The sequence below is a fragment of the Frondihabitans peucedani genome, from assembly GCF_039537585.1.
In the GTDB taxonomy this organism is placed as follows: domain Bacteria; phylum Actinomycetota; class Actinomycetes; order Actinomycetales; family Microbacteriaceae; genus Frondihabitans; species Frondihabitans peucedani.
In genome coordinates this window covers 1-21,560 of record NZ_BAABAU010000001.1, presented here as the reverse complement: position 1 = coordinate 21,560, position 21,560 = coordinate 1, and the positions used below count along the sequence as shown (strand labels likewise).

The window sequence follows — 21,560 nt, the reverse complement described above, 5'->3', positions numbered from 1 at the left end:
CCCCGCACTGCCGGAACGGAGTGATTGACTGCCTTTATGTCAGCACCCACCGGCGTCACCCTCCAGCTCGATCACGACGGACCCTTCGACGTCTACGTCGCCTCACCGCCCGAAGGGGTCGAGGTCAAGGGCGGCCTCGTAGTCATCCATGAGATCTGGGGTCTCGTCGACCAGATCCGCGGGGTCGCCGACCGCTTCGCCGCCGAGGGCTGGGTCGCCGCAGCGCCCGACATCCTCAGCCGCGGCGGCATCCAGCCCGACCTCGGCGAGGAGCTCATGGCGATCCGCGCCGGCGACGACGAGGAGGCGAAGAACGACGCCCAGACCCGCATGCGCGAGGCATCGACTCCGATGCGGTCGCCGGAGTTCGGCGCCTGGGCCGTCGGCGCCCTGTCGAAGGTGGTCGACCACCTCGAGAGCAGCGCAGGATGCCAGGGCCACGTCGCGGTCACCGGCTTCTGCTTCGGCGGCAGCTACAGCTTCGCTCTCACAGCCTCCGACGGCCGCGTGCAGGCGGCGGTCCCGTTCTACGGTGCACCGCCCGAGACGGCCGACCTCCCGCGCATCGAGGCGCCGGTCCTCGCCTTCTACGGCGACGAGGACGAGCGGCTGATCGAGACGCTCCCGGAGGTCACCCGGGCGATGGAGGCGGCCGGCGTCGACTTCGCGCCCGTCGTCTACCAGGGCACCGGCCACGCGTTCTTCAACGAGCAGAACCCGCACGCCTACGACGCCGGGTACGCCGAGTCGGCCTGGCGGACGACGCTGGCGTTCCTCGAGGAGCACGCCGCGCGCTGATCCTGCGCGGCACTGATCCTGCGCGGCGCTGATCCTCCGTGGCGCTGATCTTGCGCCGCACTGAACAGGCTCCGGGTCGTGGCGAGACCGGTCAGGTGCCGGTCGACCCTGTCACGACCGGCACACCGCGGCGCGGTCGAGCCAGCAGCACGACGGCCACCAGCGCGAGGAGCGCCACCCCGACGATCACGGGCGCTCCGACGTCGACGGCGTGCTGCAGTCCTCCCGCCGTCGCCTCCGCCCCGAGCCAGAGCGCCGCGGCACCCTGCACCAGGTAGGCGACGAGGTACACCGCCGACAGGGTGCCGGCGCGGTGGTGTGCCGGTGCGAACCGGCCGACGATCTGGAGTCCGCCGGCGAACAGGAGGCTGTAGCCGACCCCGGCGAGCACGCAGAAGGCGAGGAACAGGCCGAGCGACTGCAGGGAGGCGGCGAGGACGAGGGCTGCGAAGCCGAGTGCGGTCGCACCGAAGGCGATGGGGACGGCGACGATGAGCGGGATTCTGCGCGAGGCGAGCGCGACCACGCCGATGACGACCATCGACAGCGCGATGATGGCACCGGTGACGAAGGCATTGCTGCTGCCGATGAGCTGCTTGCCGATCGAGGCGCCGAGCGACAGCACGACGGCGCCGAGAGCGTACGACGCGCTGATGCAGACCGCCGCTGCCGCCACCGCACCCCAGAGGGAGCGCGGCACCGAGACGCCCCGCGGCCTCCAGCGCCTGGCCGACGGGTCGCGGTCGCCCTCGAGCCGCCAGACGAGCACGAGCACGACGACCTCGACGGCCAGCAGCACCCAGTAGGTCAGGTGCAGCGGGAACGGCGCGTACTGCACGAGCGCGCCGCCGAGCAGGGTCGCGAAGACGAGCCCGACCGCGGTCGACGCCGTGCTGATCGCCCCGGTCCGCGCCGAGTTGGCAGGGCCCGCGATGTCGATCATCTTCGCCGTCGCCGGGCTCAGCGAGAGTCCGACGCCGAGGCCCATGAAGGCGCGCCCGACCAGCACCCAGCCGACGTCGGGAGCCACCGCGAAGAGCAGCACGCCGACGATCGACGAGACGACGCCGAGCAGGATCGACGCGCGCCGCCCGATGGAGTCGCTGAGGTCGCCGAAGACGAGCAGGACGACGACCAGCACGAGCGGGTACACCGCGAAGATCGACGTGGTCAGCAGCGGCGTCAGGTGCCAGTCGGTCGAGTACAGCGGATACACCGGCGTCGCCGCGCCGCTGGTCCAGAGCGCGAGCGCGAGGACGGCGGCGCAGGTCCAGAAGGCGAGGCGGTTGCGTGCGGGCATGCGGCGACCCTAGCAGCCTGGATACGAAAGTCCAACTGAGGTAGGATGGGGTCATGCCATCGCGTCCGTGCCCCGACCCCGCCTGCGGCATCGCCCGCAGTCTCGACGTCCTCGGCGAGCGCTGGGCTCTGCTCATCGTTCGCGACGCGATGCTCGGCCGCACGCGCTTCTCGGAGTTCCGCTCGCACCTCGGCGTCTCCCCCGACATCCTCGCGGCGCGTCTGGCGTCGCTGGTCGACTTCGGCGTCCTGACCCGCGAGACCTACCGCGAGCCCGGCGAGCGCGAGCGCGAGGAGTACCTCCTCACCGACGCCGGCCGTGCCCTCGCTCCGGTGCTCTCGGCGCTCGGGAGCTGGGGCCTCGAGCACCGGCCCGTCGATGCAGGATCCCGCATCACGTTCACCGACCCCGACTCCGGCGCGCCCGTCCGCCTCGCGTTCCTCGCCCCCGACGGCCGCGAGGTGGCGCCCGGCGCGCTGCGGGTCACCCGCTCCGAGCAGCCCGCGTAGCCCCGGTCAGACCGCGGCGTCAGCCCGTGCGACCACGTCGCGCCGGCACCGGGAACGCCTCCCGCAGGTGCCCGCTCGACAGCACCACGGCGATCCCGACCATGAGCCCCGAGAACACCCACTGCTCGACGACCATCCAGAACGGGTAGAGCCCGGGCAGGCTGGCGACGACGATCGTCACGAGCGGGAAGATCCTCGAGAAGAGCCGCAGCCGGGCGAACGCCCAGTAGTAGCCGAGCTGCGCGCGCCAGGCGAACACGTAGAGCGACAGGGTGATGAGCAGCACCACCGTCGACCGGAACCACACGGCCCACGGAACGGCGACGCCGTCGGCGGCCAGCAGGATCGCGATCACCACGGCCGTCAGCCCGACCACCGTCTCGCCGACCAGCAGCCAGCGGATGCGCTGGAACGCCCGGACCGTGCGCGGGTGCTCCCGCATGTCCTCGCGGACGACGACAGCGTGCTGCCGCCCGCCGGCGAGCCGGTCGACGCGGAAGGTCTGGAACAGGGCGTCGACGAGGGCGCCGAGGGTTCCGGGCGGCGGCGTCGATGCGGTCATGGCCTAGGCATTCTCGCACGCCGCGAGGCGGACGAGGCTGTGCCGGCAGCGGTACCGAAAACGGCGCCGCAGGACGGCAGCGGCGCCAGTCCGCGGACCGGTGTCGCTGCCGTCCTGTGGCGCCGACGGGGTTAGGCCCGCTTGCGCTTCTCGCGCACGCGCATGTTGACCGTGATCGGCGTGCCCTCGAACCCGAAGATCTCGCGCAGGCGCCGGGTGATGAACCTGCGGTACTGCGGGTCGAGGAACCCGGTCGTGAAGAGCACGAACGTCGGCGGCCGGTTCGCGGCCTGGGTGCCGAACAGGATGCGGGGCTGCTTGCCGCCGCGCACCGGGTGCGGGTGCTCCTGGGTGAGCTCGGCGAGCAAGGCGTTGAACTTGCCGGTGGGGATGCGGGTGTCCCACGACTCGAGGGCGAGCTCGAGCGCCGGCACGAGCTTCTCGAGGTGGCGGCCGGTCTTGGCCGAGATGTTGACGCGCGGCGCCCACGAGACGTGGTCGAGATCCTGGTCGATCTCGCGCTCGAGGTAGCGGCGGCGGTCGTCGTCGAGGAGGTCCCACTTGTTGAAGGCGAGCACGAGCGCGCGCCCGGACTCGAGGACGAGGTCGATGATGCGGAGATCCTGCGTCGAGATCTGCTCGGTGACGTCGAGGACGACGACGGCGACCTCCGCCTTCTCGAGGGCTGCCGAGGTGCGGAGCGACGCGTAGAAGTCGGCGCCCTGCTGGAGGTGGACGCGCTTGCGGATGCCGGCGGTGTCGACGAAGGTCCAGATGCGACCGCCGATCTCGACCTGTTCGTCGACCGGGTCGCGGGTCGTGCCGGCGATCTCGTTGACGACGACGCGCTCTTCGCCGGCGGCCCGGTTGAGGAGCGACGACTTGCCGACGTTCGGGCGACCCAGGATCGCGACGCGGCGGGGCCCGCCGATCTCCTCCTTCGCTACCGTGGAGACGGCCGGGAGCATGGTCATCGCCTTGTCGAGCAGGTCGGCGACGCCGCGGCCGTGGAGGGCGGAGACGGGGAACGGCTCGCCGAGGCCGAGGCTCCAGAGCTCGGTCGCCTCGATCGCCTTGCGGTCGTCGTCGGTCTTGTTGGCGACGAGCAGCACGGGCTTGTGCGTGGCGCGGAGCATGCGGACGACGTGCTCGTCGGTGGAGGTCGCGCCCACGTTCACGTCGACGACGAAGAGCACGGCGTCGGCGAGGTCGACGGCGATCTCGGCCTGCATGGCGACGGAGGCGTCGATGCCGATGGCGTCGGGCTCCCACCCGCCGGTGTCGACGATCGTGTAGCGGCGCCCGGCCCACTCGGCCTTGTACGAGACGCGGTCGCGCGTGACGCCCGGCTTGTCTTCGACGACGGCCTCGCGGCGGCCGATGATGCGGTTGACGAGCTGCGACTTGCCGACGTTCGGGCGCCCGACGATCGCGAGCACCGGCAGGGCCGGTGCGTAGGTGATCGCGTTCGGGTCCCAGTCGCCGGACTCGAGGACGTCGAGGTCCTCGTCGTCGAGCTCGTAGTCGCCGAGGCCCTGCTTGAGGGCGGAGGCGCGCTGCTCGGCGTCGACGTCGTCGAGGGTCGCCAGGCGGTCGGCCATCGAGTCGTCGAACTCGGGGAAGTCGTCCTTCGACGATGCTGTATCGCTTGCCACGGGTGGCTCCTTGGGTGTTGGTGCTCGGCGCCCTCAGCCGTTCGCGACGGGCGCGGTGGCGGTGGAACGCACGAGCTCGACGACGGCCTGAACCGTCTGATCGAAGTCGAGGTGAGTGGAGTCGAGAGTCGTGACGCCTTCGGCGGCAGTCATGAAGTCGACCACTCTGCTGTCCTGCTGGTCTCGTCTCGACAGCTGCCTGGCAGTTTCTTCGGCACTCTGCCCCGTGACCTCCGCGGAACGCCTGGCCATTCTAACCTCTTCGGACGCCGTCAGCAGGATGCGCACCTGGGCATCCGGCGCGACGACGGTCGTGATGTCGCGGCCCTCCGTCACGATGCCCGGCTTCGAGGTGCCCTGGATGATCCTGCGGAAGAGGTCGACGAGGTGCTGCCGGACCTCCGGGAGCTTCGAGACGTGCGCCACCGACGAGGTCACGCGGGGGGTGCGGATCTCGTCGGTGACGTCGCGGCCGTCGACTCGGACGAAGGTCTCGTCGGGGTCGGTGCCGATCTCGTAGTCGAACGCGGGCAGAGCGGCGATCACGGCCGCGGCGTCGTCGAGGTCGACGCCCGACTGCACCGCGTGGAGGGCGAACGCGCGGTACGCCGCCCCGGTGTCCTGGTAGTCGAAGCCGAGCGCACGGGCGGCGGCGCGGCTGACGCTCGACTTCCCGCTGCCGGCCGGACCGTCGACGGCGACGACGACGGGCGTGTAGAGGTCGCTGTCGCGGTACCGCTCGAGGAGGTCGTCCTTCCAGGCGGCGAGACCCTCCGACGAGTCGGGGACGCCGGGGAGGGAGGGGGTCGGGTCGTTCGTCATTGCTCTCCTGCGGTGGGGTCAGTGGTCTGCTGCGGCGACGTTCCAGCCGCGGCGCACGAGCTCCTCGATGAGGCGCTCCTCGTGCTCGGGGACGACGCTCACCTCGGCGAGGCCGAACTGCGCGCCCGGCGAGTGCTCGAGGCGGAGGTCTTCGAGGTTCACGCCGATCTCGCCCATCTCGGTGAGGAGGAGGCCGAGCTGGCCGGGGGTGTCGTCCACCAAGACGACGACCTGCCGGAACGTCTTCGACTGGCCGTGCTTGCCGGGGAGCCGGGCGACGCCGGCGTTCCCCGCGCCGATGCTCTCGGCGATCGCGCGGAGGGCGCCGGGCTCCGTCGGGGCTTCAAGCGCGTCGATGACGCGGTCGAGGTCGGTGCGGAGGTCGCGCAGCACCTCGACGACGGTCGAGGCGTTCGCGCCGAGGATCTGGACCCACAGGCCCGGGTCGCTGGCGGCGATCCTGGTGACGTCGCGGACGCCCTGGCCGGCGAGGCCGAGCGAGGCGTCGGGGGCGTCGCGGAGCCGGGCGGCCATGAGCGACGCGACGACCTGCGGCGTGTGCGACACGACGGCGACTCCCGCGTCGTGCGACTCCGGCGTCATCTCGACGGGTGTCGCGCCGAGGTCGAGGATGAGGTCTTCGAGGGCCGCGGCAGCCCGGTACGAGATGCCGTCGTGGCCGGCGACGACCCAGGGGCGCCCGATGAAGAGGTCGGCGCGCGCGGAGAGGGGGCCGCCGCGCTCCCGGCCGGCCATCGGGTGAGAGCCGATGTAGCGCGACACGTCGGCGCCGCGGCGCTCGAGCTCGCGCAGAGGGGCCACCTTGACGCTCGCGACGTCGGTCACCAGGGCCTCCGGATACGACCGGAGCTCGCGCTCGACGACCTGCGCGGTGACGTCCGGCGGCACGCACACGACGATGAGCCGCGGGTCGTCGCCTTTGGCCGCGGCTCGCCCGGCGCCGTAGTCGACGGCGAGGTCGCGTGCGGCCGGCGACACGTCGTCGAGCACCACGTCGACGCCCTGTGCTCGGAGACCGAGCCCGATGCTCGCCCCGAGGAGACCGGAGCCGACGACGCGGACGGTACCGGCGGTCCGCTTCGGCGCAGGATCCGCGGAGGTCATCGCTGCCCGCCTCGCCGGCGCTCGTCCTGCTGCTTCCGCACCTGCGAGCGCCGACTCGGGGCTCCGGCCTTGGGCGCGCGGCCTCCGGTCACGTCGCCGTTGAGCGCGACCCGGCGGTCGCCGTTGCTGTCGTACTGCTTCTTCGGCACGCGGCGATCCTGCGCACCACGGTCGTCGCCCTGGCCGGGCATCTGCCCGCGGCGGCTCTCGTCGCGCGCGTCGCGCTCGGGCTCGAACTCCTCGTCGTCCTCGTCGTAGTACTCCTTGTCGGACTCCGCCACGTCGTCCTCGACGTCCGCGACGAGCTCCACACCCGACTCGTCTTGAGAATCCTGGACCGCCGCGGTGACCTCCACCCGGCCGAGCCCGGCATCGCGCGCGATGGTGAGGATCTCGCCGAGCTCGTCGCGGGTGAGGTCGCGGACCTCGCCGATCCGGAGGCTTCCGAGGTTCAGCGGCCCGAACTGGCGACGGACCAGATCGATCACGGGGTGTCCGACCGCGTCGAGCATGCGGCGGACGATCCGGTTGCGCCCCGAGTGCAGCGTGATCTCGACGATGCTCGTGCCCGACGCCTTGCCGGTGCCGCGGTCGACGATGCGCGCCGAGTCGGCGTGGATCTCGCCGTCGTCGAGCTCGATGCCGGCGATCAGCCTCTTGATGGTCGCGGGCGTGATGGAGCCCTCGACCTTGGCGATGTACGTCTTCAGGACACCGAACGACGGGTGCGCGAGCACGTGCGCCAGCTCGCCGTCGTTCGTCAGGATCAGGAGGCCGCTCGTCTCGGCGTCGAGTCGGCCGACGTTGAACAGCCGCTCCTCGTAGTGCCTGGTGAACTCGGTCAGGTCGGGCCGGCCGCGCTCGTCTCGGAGCGACGACACCACGCCGACGGGCTTGTTGAGCATGAGGTAGCGCCTCGACGGGTCGAGCTGGACCGCCTGCCCGTCGACCACGACGCGGTCCACCGCAGGATCGACCCGACGCCCGGGCTCCCGGACGACCTCGCCGTTGACCGTCACGCGGCCCGCCGCGATCAGGTCTTCGGAGACGCGGCGGCTCGCGATGCCGGCCGCCGCCATGACCTTCTGGAGGCGCTCGCCCTGGGGGGCCGCCTCGTGATCCTGCGCTCGCACGCTCTGCCGGTCGTCGTCACTCGCTGCCATCGCCGAAGCCTCCTGTGCCGTCGGCGAGCAGCGGCGAGATCAGCGGCAGCTCGTCGAGGGAGTTGATGCCGAGGTGCGTCAACAGCAGCTCGGTCGTCTCGTAGTTGATCGCGCCGGTCTCGGCGTCGGTGAACGACTCGGTGATCAGGCCGCGGCCGAGGAGCGTGCGGACCACGCTGTCGACGTTCACGGCCCGGATCTGCGCGATCGCACCGCGGGTGATCGGCTGCTTGTAGGCGATGACCGCGAGGGTCTCGAGGGCCGCCTGCGAGAGCCGGGTCGGGTTCTGCGTGAGGACGAAGTCGCGGACGATCGGGTCGAACTCCTCGCGCACGTAGAAGCGCCAGCCGCCGCCGACCTCGCGGAGCTCGAAGCCGCGTCGCACGCCCGGCTGTCCGTCGCCGCGGTCGACCCCGTCGAAGTCGGCGACGAGCGTCTCGACCGCCCGACGGACGGCGGGCACGGGAGCCCCGACGGCGGTGGCGAGCGCGACGAGGCTCTGCGGCTCGTCGGCGACCATCAGGATCGCCTCGAGGGTGCGGGCGAGCGGGACACCGGGTGCGGGCATCTCGGCCTGCGCGATGTCCGGCCCGTTCGTCTCGACGCCGTCGGTCTCAGCCGTCATAGTCGGCCCCCAGGTTCGCGAGGTTCTCTTCGGTCCAGTGCTCGGCGGTCCAGCGGATGGTGAGCTCGCCGAGCGGCTCGACCTGCTCGAAGCTCAGCGAGGCGTGCCGGTAGAGCTCCAGGATCGCGAGGAACCTCGCCACGACGACGCCCTTGACGTCGATCCCGTCGATCAGCTCTCGGAAGCTCAGGACGGCGCCCCGCCGCAGCATCGCCACGACGATCGCCGCCTGCTCGCGGATGCTCACGAGCGGGGCGTGCAGGTGATCGAGCCCGACGGTCGGGACCTCGCGGGGCGTCATCGCCATCGCGGCGAGCGCGGCGAAGTCGTCGGGCGACAGCGTCCAGACGAGCTCGGGAGTGGAGACGCGGAACTTCTGCTCGAGGCGGACGCTCCGCGCGTGCCGCTCGCCCTCGGCCACGCCGCGCGTGGCGAACCAGTCGGCGGCCTGCTTGAAGGCGCGGTACTGGAGGAGGCGGGCGAACAGGAGGTCGCGGGCCTCGAGGAGCGCGACGTCCTCGGCGTCGACGAGCTCGCCCTGCGGCAGGAGGCCGGCGACCTTGAGGTCGAGGAGGGTCGCCGCGACCACCAGGAACTCGCTCGCCTTGTCGAGCTCCTCGCCGGTGTCGAGTCCGCGGAGGTAGGAGAGGAACTCGTCGGTGACGGCGCTCAGGGCGATCTCGGTGATGTCCATCTCGCGCTTCGTGATGAGCGAGAGGAGGAGGTCGAACGGGCCGGAGAAGTTGCTCAGGCTGACGCGGAAGTCGGTGTCGGTGGCCGCCTCGACGTCGGCCGAGGGGTCGACCAGGTCGGCGTGCGTGGTCGCCTCAGGCTGCGGCGCCACGGGCGATCAGCTCTCTCGCCAGCTGGCGGTAGGCCTCGGCGGCCGGGTGCGACGGCGCGAACTGGTTGATCGGCGCGGCCGCGACGGAGGCGTCGGGGAATTTCACCGTGCGCGTGATGACCGTCTGCAGCACGCTGTCGCCGAACGCGTCGACGACGCGCTCGAGCACCTCGCGGCTGTGCAGCGTGCGGGAGTCGTACATGGTCGGCAGGATGCCGTCGAGCTGGATGTCCTCGTTGAGGCGGTCGCGCACCTTGTCGATCGTCTCGACGAGGAGGGCCACGCCGCGGAGCGCGAAGAACTCGCACTCGAGCGGGATCAGGACGCCGTGCGCCGCCGTCAGCGCGTTGACCGTCAGGATGCCGAGCGACGGCTGGCAGTCGACCAGGATCACGTCGTAGTCGTCGCGCACCTTGCGGAGCACCCGCGCCAGGATCTGCTCGCGGGCGACCTCGTTGACGAGGTGGACCTCGGCGGCCGAGAGGTCGATGTTGGCGGGGATCACGTCGAGGCCCGGCACGTTCGTGCCCTGGATGACCTCGTGCGGGTCTTTGACGGTGCCGATGAGGAGGTCGTAGACGGTGGGCACGTCGTGCGTCCGGACGCCGAGGCCTGCGCTCAGGGCGCCCTGCGGGTCGAAGTCGACGGCGAGGACCTTGCGCCCGTACTCGGCCAGCGACGCCCCGAGGTTGATGCTCGTGGTCGTCTTGCCGACGCCGCCCTTTTGGTTGCACAGGGAGATGATCCGCGCAGGACCGTGCCCGTCGAGCTCCCGAGGGACGGGGAACACGGTCACGGGTCGCCCGGTCGGCCCCAGGGCCGGCGGGGCCACGGCCGGCGCGGCCACGGCCTCGCGGTCGTCGGTGCTCGGGTTCGGCGTCGTGCTCACCCCGCTATCGTACCGGCGCTCGCGTGTCGGCCTCGGGCACTCCCCCGGCGCTTCCTCTTTCCGTTCCTCCTCGCGGCTCCGGACGCCGAGCGGCCACGATCCGCCCTCGGCCGCGGCCCCCGGGGCGGATTCTGGCCGCTCGGCTACGCCGTCCCTCCGGACGTCGCGGCCTGCACCTCGAGGTTCTCATCGACGGATGAGGAGCCACCCACAGGCCAGATGAGCGTGCTTCCTGGCCTCCTTACCCTGCAGTCGGTCATGATAAATGACACATGTCTTGTGCTGGTGGCCACAAGTCGAGTAGACCTGGTCGTGGCCGGCCTCTTCGAGGTCCGCAGGGGCCTTTCTCCTGAAAGGCGAGAAAATGAAGAAAATCACGACACTCGCTCTGGCCTGTTTTGTTCTCGGGAGCATGATCGTTGCGGTGCCTGCTCACGCCACCGTCTCTGCTCCTCCGGCGTCATCGCCGACGCTCGACTTCACGCCGGAGCAGATCCACGAGGCGGTAGCGGAATTCCAGCAGGCCGGCATCGTCCAGAAACAGCTCGTCTCATCCTCGGGCGACCTCACGAGCACAGTAGATCTCGGCCGTGGCGTGACTCTCGATCTCGTCGAGCCTTCAAGGAAGACGAGTCGACTCAGCGCGGGCCGGGACAACAACGGTGCGTACGTTCAGTTCAACACGATCGATCAGCAGGCGATCATCGGCGGCGGAGGGTGGGCCATGACCGCGGGCCTGTGCGTTCTGATCGGCGGTCCGACTCTCGGCATCGGGTGCGGCGTTGTGACCGCCATCATGATCGTCGTCACTGCGGCAGGAGCGACGAACGGAGGCGCCTGTTCGCAGAACAAGCAGCTGAGGGTCTGGATCACGAACACCGGAGCGAAGAATCCGAAATGCGTGTGAGAACGAGTCCCCTGCTCCGCAGCCGGTTGTTCGCGGTCCTCGTCTCCGGCGCTGTCCTGGTCGCCGGCTACTGGGTCACGTCGCCCTACGACCTCAGCTGGGGTACTGCGATCGTCCGCACCCTGTGGATCTTTCCCGCCGTCTGCTACGTCGGTGGGAACATCCGTTACCACCGAGACAGGCGTCGGAACCGCACCTGATGTGGCTTGATGCGTCCTCGTCGGCCGGCTCAGGCCGGCGAGGACGCACGCTCCTCCGCAGCAGCACGCGCCTCCCGCTCCCCCGGCCGCCAGCGGGCGCGCGGGTGCGCCTGCCCGTAGGCGTCGCGGAGCGCGTCGGCCGTGACGAGCGTGTAGATCTGCGTCGTGGCCACCGATGCGTGCCCGAGCAGCTCCTGCACCACGCGGACGTCGGCCCCGCCCTCGAGCAGGTGCGTCGCGAACGAGTGCCGGAGCGTATGCGGCGACACCTCCATCGGGAGACCCGCCCGCGACGCCGCACCCTGGATGATCAGCCACGCGTTCTGCCGCGAGACCCTGGCCCCGCGCGTCCCGAGGAACAGCGCCGGCGTCGCGCTCCCCCGCACCGAGAACAGCGGCCGGGCCCGCACGAGGTACGCGTCGATCGCCCTCCGCGCGTAGCCCCCGAGCGGCACGATCCGCTGCTTGCTGCCCTTGCCGAACAGGCGCACCACGTCGCCCTCGATCACGTCGTCGACGTTCAGGGCCACGGCCTCCGACACCCGGGCTCCGGTCGCGTAGAGGAGCTCGAGCAGCGCCTTGTCGCGCAGCCGCGTCGGCTCGTCGCCGTCCGTCGCTCCGAGGAGGGCCTCCACCTCGGCGACCGAGATGGCCTTGGGCAGTCGGGCGGGCAGCTTCGGCGGTCGCGTGGTCGTGGTCACGTCGTCGTCGACGAGGCCCTCCTCGGCGACGAACCGGTGGAAGCCCTTCACGCTCGACACGACCCGCGCGATCGAGGAGGCTCCGAGCGGCGTCTGCCGGGTGGCCAGGTGCGTCGGGAACTCCGCGACGTCCGCGCTGGTGACGCGCGCAGGATCCTGCACCCCCCGCTCGTCGAGGAACAGAGCGTACAGCGCCAGGTCGCGCCGGTACGCCGCCACCGTGTGCGGGGAGAGCCCGCGCTCGACGGTCACGTGCCGGAGGTACCGGCTCACGGCGTCGGCCATCGAGGTCATGCTGACGAGGCTAGGCCGTACGGGCCTTCTGGAGCGTCAGCGACCGAGCTTGGCGTGGAGCGCCAGCGCCGAGATCGACAGGATCGAGTTGTGCAGCCGCCCCTCGAGGACGCCCAAGACGACCTCGTCGAGCGCGACCCAGCGCTTCTCTATGTCGGCCTCCTCGGCCTCCCGCTCGAACGCGCTCTCGGTGTCCGTCACACCCGTGGCGTGGAAGACGAAGAGCCGCTCGTTGCTGCCGCCGGGCGTCGAGTTGAAGGCGACGAGCGGCTGCCACTTGGACGCCTCCAGGTCGGCCTCCTCGCCGAGCTCGCGCTTCGCGGCCTCCAGCGGCGGCTCGCCGTCGACATCGAGGAGCCCCGCCGGGAGCTCCCAGTCGCGCGAGTGGACGGGGTGCCGGTACTGCTTGATGAGCAGGATCCGGCCCTCGTCGTCTTGCACGAGCACCGCCACGGCTCCCGTGTGATCGACGAACTCCCGCGCGATCGTGGAGTCGCCGTAGCGGAACTCCTCACGCTTGATGTTCCAGACGGCGCCGCGGTAGACGGTCTCGGACGACGTGATCTCGACGTCGAAGTCGTCGTCCTGCAGGAGATCCTGCGCTTCAGCCGGCACGACGGCGTCAGCGGGCACTGTCCGCCACCTCGAACAGGCGCGTCGAGTTCTGACGCTCGAGGGCGGCGGTGACGAGCCCGGCGAACAGCGGGTGGGCGTTGTTCGGGCGCGAGCGCAGCTCGGGGTGCGCCTGCGTGCCGATGTAGTACGGGTGCTCGGCGCGGTCGAGCTCGACGTACTCGACGAGGGTGCCGTCGGGCGAGGTGCCGGAGAAGACGAGCCCGGCGTCGGCGATCTGCTCGCGGTAGTGATTGTTGACCTCGTAGCGGTGGCGGTGGCGCTCCTCGACGAGCTCGGAGCCGTAGACCTCGGCCGCGAGCGAGCCCTCGAGGAGTGCTGCCGGGTAGAGGCCGAGGCGCATGGTGCCGCCGAGGTCGCCGCCGGCGAGGATGTCGACCTGCTCGGCCATCGTCGCGATGACGGGGTACTCGGTGTCGGGGTCGAACTCCGACGACGACGCGCTGAGGAGGCCCACCTTGTGCCGGGCGTACTCGATGACCATGCACTGGAGGCCGAGGCAGAGGCCCAGGGTCGGCACGCCGTTCTCGCGCGCGAACCGGAGCGCGCCGAGCTTGCCCTCGATGCCGCGGATTCCGAAACCGCCCGGCACGCAGATGCCGTCGACGTCGGCGAGCGCCTTCGCAGCGCCCTCGGGGGTCTCGCAGTCGTCAGACGGGATCCAGCGGAGCGACACCTTGGTCTGCTGCGCGAATCCGCCGGCCTTCAGGGCCTCGGTGACGCTGAGGTAGGCGTCGGGCAGGTCGATGTACTTGCCGACGAGGCCGATGGTCACCTCGTGCTTGGGCTCGTGGACCGCGCTCAGGATCGGGTTCCACCCGGTCCAGTCGACGGCTCCCGCCTTGTCGAGACCCAGGTGGGCGATGATGTACGCGTCGAGGCCCTGCTCGTTGAGCATGGCCGGGATCTCGTAGATGCTCGGCACGTCCCGGGCGTTGACCACGGCGTCTTCGTCGACGTCGCACATCAGCGCGATCTTGCGGCGGTTCGACTCGGTGACGGGCCGGTCGCTCCGGAGGACGAGGGCGTCGGGCTGGATGCCGATTGCGCGGAGGGCCGCGACCGAGTGCTGGGTGGGCTTCGTCTTCTGCTCGCCGGAGGCGCCCATGAACGGCACGAGCGAGACGTGGACGAAGAAGACGTTCTTGCGGCCGAGCTCGTGGCGCACCTGGCGGGCCGACTCGAGGAACGGCTGGCTCTCGATGTCGCCGACCGTGCCGCCGACCTCGGTGATGATGACGTCGGGCTGGGGCTCGTCGGAGGCCTGCAGGCGCATGCGCCGCTTGATCTCGTCGGTGATGTGCGGGATCACCTGGACGGTGTCGCCGAGGTACTCGCCGCGGCGCTCCTTGGCGATGACCGTCGAGTAGATCTGCCCGGTCGTGACGTTCGCACCCTGGTTGAGGTTGATGTCGAGGAACCGCTCGTAGTGCCCGATGTCGAGGTCGGTCTCGGCGCCGTCGTCGGTGACGAACACCTCGCCGTGCTGGAACGGGTTCATCGTGCCCGGGTCGACGTTGAGGTACGGGTCGAGCTTCTGCATCACGACGCGGAGACCGCGGGCCGTGAGGAGGTTGCCGAGGCTGGCGGCCGTGAGGCCCTTGCCGAGAGAGGAGACGACGCCGCCGGTGACGAAGATGTGCTTCGTCGTCTTGGGGGCCCCCGAGGAGCCCGCACCGCCGTCCTGGACCGAGTTCTGATTGACCACCACGGGCTTCCATCCTACGTCACTCATCGTTCGCGCCGAAGCGCCTGGCGTTACAACCGTGTATCGGCGGGCGCGCCCGCGCGTGTCGCGGCGAGCTCCAGGAGCTCCCTCGCGTGCTCGAGCCCGCTCTCGCTGTCGGGCAGCCCCGAGAGGAGCCTCGCCATCTCGGCGACGCGCTCCTCGCCGGTGAGCTGCTGGACGCTCGAGGCCGTCACCGCGCCCGAGGCGTCTTTCACGACGCGCAGGTGGTTGGTCGCGAAGGCGGCCACCTGAGCGAGGTGCGTGACGACGATCACCTGCGCCCGCTCGGCCAGGATCGCGAGGCGCCGACCGATCTCGATCGCGGCGGAGCCCCCGACGCCGGCGTCGACCTCGTCGAACACGAACGTCGGCACGTCGCTCGAGGCCGCCATGACGACCTCGATCGCGAGCATGACGCGGGAGAGCTCGCCGCCCGACGCGCCCCGGCCGAGCGCGCGCGGCTCGCTGCCGGAGTGCGGCTGCAGGAGGAGTTCGACCGTGTCGCCACCCGACGTGCCGAGGTCGTCGCGCGGTGCGACCCGGACGACCAGGCGTGCGCCCGCCATGGCGAGCGCCTCGAGCTCGTCGGAGACGCGCCGGGCCAGGTCGTCACCGGACGCGCGGCGGAGATCGGTGAGCGCCGCAGCCCGCGCCAGGGCCTCCTCGTGGTGACGTTCCGCCTCGGCGGCGAGGGTCTCGACGCGGTCGTCGTCGCCGTCGAGCTCCATGAGGCGGGCCGAGCCGGTGTCGAGCAGGGCGATCGCGTCGTCGAGGGTGGGCCCGTGTTTGCGGACGAGTGCGCCGAGGGCTGCGCGGCGCTCCTGGACGGTCTCGAGCTCGCGCGACACGTCGGCGTCGAGCGACGACAGGTAGCTCGAGAGCCGAGAGCTCGTCTCGGACACCTGCACGCTCACCTCGGCGAGGAGGTCGCCGATGGCGCTGAGGTCGGGGTCGTGCTGGGCCACGCGCTCGATCTGGCGACGGGCCTCGTCGACGAGCGACAGGACGTCGCGGGTGCCGTCGACGGCGTCGGTCGACAGGACCTCGTGCGCGAGGCCGGCGGCCAGCCGGAGGTCTTCGGCGTTGCTGAGGCGCTCGGCCGTGGCGTCGAGCTCGACGTCTTCACCCGCCACCGGGGCCAGCGCCTCGATCTCGTCGATGGCGACCCGCAGGCGCTCCGCCTCGGCCGCCCGGGCGTCGCGGTCGCCGGTGATCTCGGCGAGCTCGCGCTCGGCCGTCTTCCAGGCCTCGTACGACTCCCGATAGGCGGCGAGGGCTGCCGCGAGCGGGGCACCGCCGTGCGCGTCGACTGCGGCGCGCTGCGCGGACGCCGACTTCAGGCGGATCTGCTCCGACTGTCCGTGGACGACGACCAGGTGGTCGGCGAGGTCGCCGAGGACGCCGTTCGGAGCCGAGCGCCCTCCCACGACGGCCCGACTGCGTCCTTCCGCCGAGACGATCCTGCTCAGGAGCAGTTCGCCGTCTTCGACGTCGCCGCCGGCGTCGCGGACCCGCTCGGCCACCGGGCCGTCGTCGGGCACCGTCCAGCGGCCGTCGACGACAGCCTGCCTGCTGCCCGACCGGACGGCGCCGCCGTCGGCCCTCTGCCCCAGCAGGAGCCCGAGAGCGGAGACGACCATGGTCTTGCCGGCGCCCGTCTCGCCCGTGACGGCCGTGAATCCGGGACCGAGCGCCAGGGTCGCCTGACCGATGACGCCGAGGTCGCGGATCGCGATGTCCTCGATCACGCGCGACTCACAGCGCGTCGGTGCGGGGGCCCTGCGGCCCCCGCCAGCCGGTGACCGGCAGGTGGAACTTCGCCACGAGCCGGTCGGTGAACGGAGCGCGGCGGAGGCGGGCCAGCCGGACGGCCTGCGGCGAGCGCCGGGCGACGACCCGGGCGCCGGGCTCGAGGGTGTGCGCGCGCCTCCCGTCGCACCAGAGGACGCCGGAGCCGTCGGTGCGGCTCAGGACCTCGACGGCGAACGACGACGACGGCCCGACGACCAGCGGTCGGGCGAACAGCGCGTGGGCGCTGAGCGGCACCAGGATCATGGCCTCGACCTCGGGCCAGACGACGGGCCCGCCGGCCGAGAAGTTGTAGGCCGTCGACCCGGTCGGGGTCGACATGACGACGCCGTCGCAGCCGAACGACGACAGCGGCCGCCCGTCGACCTCGATGACGACCTCGAGCATGCGCTCGCGCGAGGCCTTCTCGACCGTCGCCTCGTTCAGGGCCCAGGTCTCGTATACCTTCTTGCCGTCGACGAGCACGGCGACCTGGAGGGCGAAGCGCTCCTCGACCTCGTAGTCGAACGACAGCACGCGCTGCACCGTGTCGTAGAGGTCGTCGCGCTCGCTCTCGGCGAGGAAGCCGACGTGCCCGAGGTTCACGCCGATGATCGGCGCGCGGGTGCCGCGGGCGAGTTCGGCGGCGCGCAGGATCGTGCCGTCGCCGCCGAGCACGATCACCGACTCGATGTCGTCGATCTTGATGGTGTCGCCGAGCACGTCGACGCCCTCGAAGGTCGGCTCGGCGGTCTTGATGTCGTCGAACTCGTCGGGCGGCAGGACCGGCACGAGATCGACCGCGGCCAGGAGGCTGCAGACCTCGAGGGCGGCGTCGATGGAGTCGCGCCTGCCGGTGTGCGAGACGATCAGGATGTGGCGGGCGGCGCTCATCGGAGGCCTGCCCCGGAGGCAGGAACGGTGTGGTTTCGGATGATGCTCACCCTCTCGTCATCTCGTCGACTCGCGTGATCCATTCTGTCGGATTCACGCCGCCGCGGATCGCCAGGTGGACGCAGTACTCGCGGTTCCCGTTCGTGCCGACGATCGACGACGGCACGACGCCTACCGTGCCGAGCCCGAGGTCGTGCGCGGCCCAGAGCACGCGCTGCACCGCGTCGGAGCGGAGCCCCGCGTCGTGCACGATGCCCTCGCGGATGCCCTGGCGCCCGACCTCGAACTGCGGCTTGACGAGCAGGACGTAGTCGGCGTCGGCACCGACCGACGACACCAGCGCGGGCAGGATCATCGTCAGCGAGATGAACGACAGGTCGCCGACGACGAGGTCGATGCCGTCCGCGGCCGGTCCGTAGCCCAGGAGGTCGTCGCGAGTCAGGTACCTGGCGTTGGCGCCCTCGACGACGGTCACGCGGTCGTCGCCGCGGAGCCTCGGCACCAGCTGGCCGTGCCCCACGTCGAGGGCGACGACCGACCGGGCTCCCCGCTCGAGCAGCACCTGGGTGAAGCCGCCGGTCGAGGCGCCGACGTCGAGGGCGGCGCGCCCGCCCGGGTCGATGCCGAAGGCGTCGAGCGCCCCGAGGAGCTTGTGCGCGGCGCGGCTCACGTAGTGGTCGAGCCCCGCCACCTCCAGGGTCTGAGCGCTCCGCACAGGCGCCGACGCCTTGAGCACTGCCCGGCCGTCGACCGTCACGAGGCCGTCGGCGAGGAGCCGGTGCGCGTGGGTGCGCGACCTCGCGAGCCCGCGGGTGGTGAGAGCGATGTCGAGGCGCTCCGTCGGATCGGGGAGGTCGGCCGTCATCAACGCTTCGACGCGTCGCTGTCGAGCACCGACCGCAACTCGTCGTGGATCTGCACGAACGCGGCGGCGCGCTGCTGCAGCGGCTGCTGGTCGATGACCGTCAGCCGCGAGATGAGGCCGGCCCTGTCGTCGTTCTCTTCGCTCATGATCGGTCCACCCTAACCGTTGCCGCCGACACGGCCCGCAGGCTCTCCACAGCCGGCCGGCGACTACTCGTAGAGGGCAGGATCGACGACCAGGCCGTAGATCATGAGGCCGCTCCCCCACACCGCAGCGGCTCCGGCGCGGAGCAGATCCACGCGCGACGAGCCCTCCTCGACGACCTTCACCACGTTGCCGTGGAGAGACACCGCCGCGTCGCCGACCGTGAAGATCCGCGCGCCCCGTGCATCCTGCGACTCGACCGTCGCCGGGTAGACCTCGTCGAGACCGCGGAGATCGCCCAGGATGAAGTCGGGCCGCGACCCCTCGGGGGCCGCCAGCACCTGCTTGGCCTGGTCGATACCGGTCAGTACCAGCACCGACGGGATGCCGGCCTTGTTGGCCCCGATGATGTCGGTGTCGAGGCGGTCGCCGATGAACAGCGGCGACGAGGCGCCGAATTGCTCGAGGGCGGCGTCGAAGATGGCCTTCTCGGGCTTGCCTGCCACGAGCGGGAGCCTGCCAACCGCCGTGTGCACCGCGGAGACGAGGGTGCCGTTGCCGGGTGCGATGCCGCGCTCCTGCGGGATCGTCCAGTCCTGGTTCGTGGCGATCCACGGGATGTCGGCGGCCAGTGCGAACGACGCCTCGGCGAGATCGGTCCACGCCACCTCGGGGGCGAACCCCTGGATGACGGCGGCGGGGTGGTCGTCCGCCGAACGGGTCACCCGGAAGCCGGCGGCCTCGACGACGCTCGTGAGACCCTCGCCGCCGACGACCAGCACGGTCGAGCCGGCATCGACGACGGTCGCGAGCAGCCGGACCGCCGCCTGCGGGCTCGTGACGACGTCGTCGCCCGTGACGGAGAGGCCGAAGCCGCTCAGCTGGGCGGCGACGGTCTCGGCCGTCCGCGAGGCGTTGTTGGTGATGTAGCCGATCCGACGGGTCGCCGCAGCGGCATTGAGGCTCTCCACGGCGTGCGGGATCGCGTTGCGGCCGGTGTACACGACACCGTCGAGGTCGGCCAGGATCACGTCCACCCCGTCGAGCGGCACGCGCGACTCAGTCGCGGGGCGCGTCGTCTTCTCCGCTGTCGTCTGCTGCGGGCTTGACATCGTCGGCTGCGGACTCGCTGGCGTCAGCGGGCTCGACGTCGACTCCTCCCGCTGCGAGCTCCTCGTCCGGGGAGAGGTCGTCTCCTCCGAATCCTTCGACTTCCTCTTCCACGATCTCGACAGTCTCACGGTCCTCCTCGATGTCCAGCGTGTTGAGCGCGGCGCGAGCGCGACGCGCCAGGCGGTACCACTCCGCGGCTTCCTTCTCGCGACCGAGCTCCTCGAGCACGGTGGCGTACGCGTCGAACAGGTCGGGGCTGTAGCTGAACGCCCTCGTCCGGTCGAGCTGCGGGATCTCGAGCTCGCGGAGCGCGGCGTCGGTCTGGCCGAGGTCGAGGCGAGCGCCCGAGATCGCGATGGCGAGGCCGACCCGGACCGGGACGTCGAGGGTCGCAGGATCGACGGACCGCCCGAGCTCGAGGGCGCGGTCGGCTCGGCCCAGTCCCCGCTCGCTGTCCACCATGAGCGGCAGCTGGTCGTTCCGACCGGAGATGCGGCGGTAGGTGCGGAGCTCGCGGAGCGTCAGTGCGTAGTCCTCGAGGGCGTACGCCGTGATGGCGATCGTCTCGCGGACGACCGCGATGCGTCCGGCCCGACGTCCGGCGGCCTGCGCGTGCTGGTGCGCCAGCTGAGGATCCTCGTCGATCAGCTCGGCGGCCATCACGAGGTGGCGAGCGACGAAGTCGGCGTTCTCCTTGCTGAGCGTCTTCAGCTCGGCACGGGCGATCTTGTCGAGCTGGCGCGGCTCCACCTCGTCGGGGAGGTGAGGCTCGAACTGGCGGGGACGGACAGAGCGCAGGCCCAGCGGATCGCGGTCCTCCCACTGACCACCGCCGTCGCGAGAGTCGCGGCCGGAACGGCTTCCACGGTCGGTCCCGGGGCGGTCCGGACGGCCACCGGTCGGACGGCCACCGGTCGGACGGCCACCGGTCGGACGGCCACCGGTCGGACGATCGCCACCGGGCCGGCCTCCCGACGCACGGTCGCCGCGGTACGGCCTCTCCGCGCCGGCGGGACCGTCTCCTCTCGGCGGACGCCGAGAGTCGTTCCGGTCACCCGTGGGGCGACCGGCTGCAGGACGGCCTGCTCCGGGGCGATCTTGGCCGGCGCGATCCTGCCAGGAGCGCTGCGGACGATCGGACCCGCCTCGAGGCGGCCGCGGGCTCCACGAGCGGTCACCCTGGGGACGATCGCCCTGCTGCTTGCCTGCATCGGGACGGCCCGAGCGGTCTCCCCCGGGACGACCCGTGGGACGGTCACCAGAACGACCCCCCGACGGACGGCCGCCCGACCAGGGACGGTCGCCGGATCGCCCCGCTCCGGAACCGCCTTCCGGGCGACGCCCGCCTCCGCCGGCCCTCCTGTCGTCACCCGAACCCCGGGAGTCACCGTCGCGTCGCGGACGCTTCTGCTGGTCGTCGTCGCGATCGCTCACTGGGGTGCTCCTTCTAGAGGTCTGTCTTCAAAGACGGGGGTGCCGAGAATCGCGGGGAGCCAGAGCCGCCGAAGGCGACGCTCACCCGCAAGGGGGCCTGCTGTGGTGTTGTGCAGCCAGCCTAACAGGCGAGCGCAGGATCGAGGCAGAGAGCGTTAACGCAAGAAAGCCACCTCACTGAGGTGGCTTTCTTGGTGTTTCTTGAAGTTGAGTCCGGCGGTGTCCTACTCTCCCACAAGGTCCCCCTTGCAGTACCATCGGCGCTGAGAGTCTTAGCTTCCGGGTTCGGAATGTAACCGGGCGTTTCCCTCTCGCTATGGCCGCCGAAACACTAGGTCACGACGTAACCCCAAGAGGGTCCGGCGTGAAGTCTGGTGAATCGTAGCCTGTGCCTCATCGGCACAGCTATTCAGTTGTTTGTTCCGCGAAACAGATCGTGTCGACCGTGTTTCGGGAACCACAGAGTGGACGCAAGCATCACTGCCAACCACACAGGACGTGATGGTTGGGGTGTTGTCAAGTTATCGGCTTATTAGTACCGGTCAGCTCCACGAGTCGTTAGTCCT

Annotated in this window: 21 protein-coding genes, 1 rRNA gene and 1 pseudogene; 4 read left to right on the top strand and 19 right to left on the bottom strand. The window is 71.0% G+C overall.

The genetic code is table 11. The features are described from left to right. Positions 1-36: 36 nt before the first annotated feature. Positions 37-798, top strand: coding sequence for a dienelactone hydrolase family protein (locus ABD733_RS00115; RefSeq protein WP_344793010.1), 762 nt, complete (start codon positions 37-39; stop codon positions 796-798). 91 nt (positions 799-889) lie between these two features. On the opposite strand, the gene ABD733_RS00110 is transcribed toward ABD733_RS00115, so the two are convergent. Then, positions 890-2,098, bottom strand: a complete 1,209-nt coding sequence (locus ABD733_RS00110; RefSeq protein ID WP_344793009.1) for an MFS transporter — start codon at positions 2,096-2,098, stop codon at positions 890-892. Positions 2,099-2,151: 53 nt separating this feature from the next. Between ABD733_RS00110 and ABD733_RS00105 the strand changes: the two genes are divergently transcribed. Then, positions 2,152-2,607, top strand: a complete 456-nt coding sequence (locus tag ABD733_RS00105) for a winged helix-turn-helix transcriptional regulator (RefSeq protein WP_344793008.1) — start codon at positions 2,152-2,154, stop codon at positions 2,605-2,607. Positions 2,608-2,626: 19 nt separating this feature from the next. On the opposite strand, the gene ABD733_RS00100 is transcribed toward ABD733_RS00105, so the two are convergent. The 8 genes and pseudogenes from ABD733_RS00100 to ABD733_RS00065 form a co-directional block, all read right to left on the bottom strand. After that, on the bottom strand, positions 2,627-3,169 hold the full coding sequence (locus ABD733_RS00100) for a hypothetical protein (protein WP_344793007.1): 543 nt from the start codon (positions 3,167-3,169) through the stop codon (positions 2,627-2,629). A gap of 131 nt (positions 3,170-3,300) precedes the next feature. Beyond that, entirely contained in the window at positions 3,301-4,770 is a 1,470-nt protein-coding gene (gene der, locus ABD733_RS00095; protein WP_344795931.1) for a ribosome biogenesis GTPase Der, read from the bottom strand. A gap of 87 nt (positions 4,771-4,857) precedes the next feature. Further along, complete coding sequence (gene cmk / locus ABD733_RS00090; protein ID WP_344793006.1) at positions 4,858-5,646, bottom strand: (d)CMP kinase; 789 nt, start codon at positions 5,644-5,646, stop codon at positions 4,858-4,860. Positions 5,647-5,664: 18 nt separating this feature from the next. After that, positions 5,665-6,771 carry a prephenate dehydrogenase gene (locus ABD733_RS00085; RefSeq protein WP_344793005.1) on the bottom strand — a complete coding sequence of 369 codons (1,107 nt, stop codon included), beginning with the start codon at positions 6,769-6,771 and terminating at the stop codon, positions 5,665-5,667. Between the two features lie 368 nt (positions 6,772-7,139). Then, a pseudogene (locus ABD733_RS00080) lies at positions 7,140-7,934 on the bottom strand (pseudouridine synthase); the annotation flags it as partial. Further along, positions 7,921-8,502, bottom strand: a complete 582-nt coding sequence (scpB, locus tag ABD733_RS00075) for an SMC-Scp complex subunit ScpB (protein ID WP_344795929.1) — start codon at positions 8,500-8,502, stop codon at positions 7,921-7,923. The pseudogene ABD733_RS00080 and the gene scpB, both read right to left, overlap by 14 nt. Positions 8,503-8,548: 46 nt before the next feature. After that, on the bottom strand, positions 8,549-9,403 hold the full coding sequence (locus ABD733_RS00070) for a segregation and condensation protein A (RefSeq protein WP_425552846.1): 855 nt from the start codon (positions 9,401-9,403) through the stop codon (positions 8,549-8,551). Continuing rightward, the gene (locus tag ABD733_RS00065) at positions 9,387-10,250 is read right to left on the bottom strand and encodes a ParA family protein (RefSeq protein WP_344795925.1); all 864 of its coding nucleotides are present in this window, start codon (positions 10,248-10,250) and stop codon (positions 9,387-9,389) included. The genes ABD733_RS00070 and ABD733_RS00065 overlap by 17 nt, the downstream gene beginning before the upstream one ends. Before the next feature lie 406 nt (positions 10,251-10,656). On the opposite strand from ABD733_RS00065, the gene ABD733_RS00060 reads away from it, so the two are divergent. Further along, positions 10,657-11,199 carry a hypothetical protein gene (locus ABD733_RS00060; protein ID WP_344793004.1) on the top strand — a complete coding sequence of 181 codons (543 nt, stop codon included), beginning with the start codon at positions 10,657-10,659 and terminating at the stop codon, positions 11,197-11,199. Next, positions 11,196-11,399 (top strand): hypothetical protein, encoded by a 204-nt coding sequence (locus ABD733_RS00055; protein ID WP_344793003.1) that lies wholly within the window; start codon positions 11,196-11,198, stop codon positions 11,397-11,399. Before ABD733_RS00060 ends, ABD733_RS00055 begins: the two co-directional genes overlap by 4 nt. 29 nt (positions 11,400-11,428) lie before the next feature. On the opposite strand, the gene xerD is transcribed toward ABD733_RS00055, so the two are convergent. The 10 genes from xerD to rrf all read right to left on the bottom strand — a co-directional run bounded on the left by xerD (position 11,429) and on the right by rrf (position 21,322). Beyond that, positions 11,429-12,394, bottom strand: a complete 966-nt coding sequence (gene xerD / locus ABD733_RS00050; protein WP_344793002.1) for a site-specific tyrosine recombinase XerD — start codon at positions 12,392-12,394, stop codon at positions 11,429-11,431. Between the two features lie 36 nt (positions 12,395-12,430). Further along, positions 12,431-13,027 carry an NUDIX domain-containing protein gene (locus tag ABD733_RS00045; protein WP_344793001.1) on the bottom strand — a complete coding sequence of 199 codons (597 nt, stop codon included), beginning with the start codon at positions 13,025-13,027 and terminating at the stop codon, positions 12,431-12,433. Then, positions 13,017-14,762 (bottom strand): CTP synthase, encoded by a 1,746-nt coding sequence (gene pyrG, locus ABD733_RS00040; protein ID WP_344793000.1) that lies wholly within the window; start codon positions 14,760-14,762, stop codon positions 13,017-13,019. The genes ABD733_RS00045 and pyrG overlap by 11 nt, the downstream gene beginning before the upstream one ends. A gap of 23 nt (positions 14,763-14,785) precedes the next feature. Further along, entirely contained in the window at positions 14,786-16,504 is a 1,719-nt protein-coding gene (gene recN / locus ABD733_RS00035; RefSeq protein ID WP_344792999.1) for a DNA repair protein RecN, read from the bottom strand. Positions 16,505-16,511: 7 nt separating this feature from the next. After that, the gene (locus ABD733_RS00030) at positions 16,512-17,438 is read right to left on the bottom strand and encodes an NAD kinase (RefSeq protein WP_344792998.1); all 927 of its coding nucleotides are present in this window, start codon (positions 17,436-17,438) and stop codon (positions 16,512-16,514) included. Positions 17,439-17,484: 46 nt separating this feature from the next. Further along, a complete protein-coding gene (locus ABD733_RS00025; RefSeq protein ID WP_344792997.1) occupies positions 17,485-18,303 on the bottom strand; it encodes a TlyA family RNA methyltransferase in 819 nt (272 codons plus the stop codon). Beyond that, a complete protein-coding gene (locus ABD733_RS00020) occupies positions 18,303-18,449 on the bottom strand; it encodes a hypothetical protein (RefSeq protein ID WP_344792996.1) in 147 nt (48 codons plus the stop codon). Before ABD733_RS00020 ends, ABD733_RS00025 begins: the two co-directional genes overlap by 1 nt. A gap of 63 nt (positions 18,450-18,512) precedes the next feature. Continuing rightward, positions 18,513-19,559: an HAD-IIA family hydrolase gene (locus ABD733_RS00015; protein WP_344792995.1), complete on the bottom strand. Its 1,047-nt coding sequence runs from the start codon at positions 19,557-19,559 to the stop codon at positions 18,513-18,515. Further along, the gene (locus ABD733_RS00010) at positions 19,507-20,310 is read right to left on the bottom strand and encodes a hypothetical protein (protein ID WP_344792994.1); all 804 of its coding nucleotides are present in this window, start codon (positions 20,308-20,310) and stop codon (positions 19,507-19,509) included. Before ABD733_RS00010 ends, ABD733_RS00015 begins: the two co-directional genes overlap by 53 nt. 895 nt (positions 20,311-21,205) lie before the next feature. Beyond that, positions 21,206-21,322: ribosomal RNA gene (gene rrf / locus ABD733_RS00005) — 5S ribosomal RNA — on the bottom strand. Positions 21,323-21,560 lie beyond the last annotated feature (238 nt).

What these genes read in the sequence shown, in the direction of transcription:
- ABD733_RS00115 (WP_344793010.1), top strand. Translation starts at nt 37, where the DNA reads ATGTCAGCACCCACCGGCGTCACCCTCCAGCTCGATCACGACGGACCC.
- ABD733_RS00110 (WP_344793009.1), bottom strand. Translation starts at nt 2,098, where the DNA reads ATGCCCGCACGCAACCGCCTCGCCTTCTGGACCTGCGCCGCCGTCCTC.
- ABD733_RS00105 (WP_344793008.1), top strand. Translation starts at nt 2,152, where the DNA reads ATGCCATCGCGTCCGTGCCCCGACCCCGCCTGCGGCATCGCCCGCAGT.
- ABD733_RS00100 (WP_344793007.1), bottom strand. Translation starts at nt 3,169, where the DNA reads ATGACCGCATCGACGCCGCCGCCCGGAACCCTCGGCGCCCTCGTCGAC.
- der (WP_344795931.1), bottom strand. Translation starts at nt 4,770, where the DNA reads ATGGCCGACCGCCTGGCGACCCTCGACGACGTCGACGCCGAGCAGCGC.
- cmk (WP_344793006.1), bottom strand. Translation starts at nt 5,646, where the DNA reads ATGACGAACGACCCGACCCCCTCCCTCCCCGGCGTCCCCGACTCGTCG.
- ABD733_RS00085 (WP_344793005.1), bottom strand. Translation starts at nt 6,771, where the DNA reads ATGACCTCCGCGGATCCTGCGCCGAAGCGGACCGCCGGTACCGTCCGC.
- scpB (WP_344795929.1), bottom strand. Translation starts at nt 8,502, where the DNA reads ATGCCCGCACCCGGTGTCCCGCTCGCCCGCACCCTCGAGGCGATCCTG.
- ABD733_RS00060 (WP_344793004.1), top strand. Translation starts at nt 10,657, where the DNA reads ATGAAGAAAATCACGACACTCGCTCTGGCCTGTTTTGTTCTCGGGAGC.
- xerD (WP_344793002.1), bottom strand. Translation starts at nt 12,394, where the DNA reads ATGACCTCGATGGCCGACGCCGTGAGCCGGTACCTCCGGCACGTGACC.
- pyrG (WP_344793000.1), bottom strand. Translation starts at nt 14,762, where the DNA reads ATGAGTGACGTAGGATGGAAGCCCGTGGTGGTCAATCAGAACTCGGTC.
- ABD733_RS00030 (WP_344792998.1), bottom strand. Translation starts at nt 17,438, where the DNA reads ATGAGCGCCGCCCGCCACATCCTGATCGTCTCGCACACCGGCAGGCGC.
- ABD733_RS00025 (WP_344792997.1), bottom strand. Translation starts at nt 18,303, where the DNA reads ATGACGGCCGACCTCCCCGATCCGACGGAGCGCCTCGACATCGCTCTC.
- ABD733_RS00020 (WP_344792996.1), bottom strand. Translation starts at nt 18,449, where the DNA reads ATGAGCGAAGAGAACGACGACAGGGCCGGCCTCATCTCGCGGCTGACG.
- ABD733_RS00015 (WP_344792995.1), bottom strand. Translation starts at nt 19,559, where the DNA reads ATGTCAAGCCCGCAGCAGACGACAGCGGAGAAGACGACGCGCCCCGCG.